Source organism: Aminobacter sp. P4_D5 (assembly GCF_056401815.1).
This window is the reverse complement of the sequence record NZ_JBFUIP010001125.1, coordinates 1-575: the sequence shown is the minus strand read 5'-3', so window position 1 is coordinate 575 and position 575 is coordinate 1. Positions and strand designations below refer to the sequence as shown.

The window sequence follows — 575 nt, the reverse complement described above, 5'->3', positions numbered from 1 at the left end:
GCACGACGACATAGCGGCGGGTCCAGCTGCGGCGCCGGCCGCGCCCCATATCCTCGGAATGCGAGGCTTCCAGGGTCGATCCGAAGACCGGCTGCAACCGGTCGCCGTTGCGCAACAGCAGCTGGAGCGCGCGCGTGGAGGTCGATCGGCCGGTCGAGACATAGACATTTCCGAACTCGATGGAGATCACAGGCTGCCCGCCGAGCGGCGCCAGCCGGACCACGGTGATGATGCAGCCCCAGGTCGGGTCGATCTTGATCGGCTCGAAGCTCGCCGGGCCAGCGGCGATGACGGGCGCGGCGTCGCTCTCCCGCATCAGCGCGACAAGCACCTCGTCCGAATCCCGGGACACGGCGACGACGTGCAGGCCCTCCGCCGGGTCGCCCCAGGCGGCTGCCGCACCGCAGGCCATGGACCCTTGCGGGGGCTCTGCCTGCCCGTGGAGATGCAGAAACCTCATCGCCGCCTGCTCGTCGAAGCCCCAGGCGGCGGCGAGCGGCGCGACGAGCAAGGGCAGCACGACAGCGAGAAGCCGCATCGTCATCCCCCGAGCGCCTTGATCGCGCCCTAAGCGG

Annotated in this window: 1 protein-coding gene; it reads right to left on the bottom strand. The window is 70.4% G+C overall.

The annotated features are described in order from the left end of the window. A partial coding sequence (locus AC1DWF_RS37035; RefSeq protein ID WP_476843406.1) for a hypothetical protein occupies positions 1–544 on the bottom strand: 544 nt, incomplete at its 3' end. Positions 545–575 lie beyond the last annotated feature (31 nt).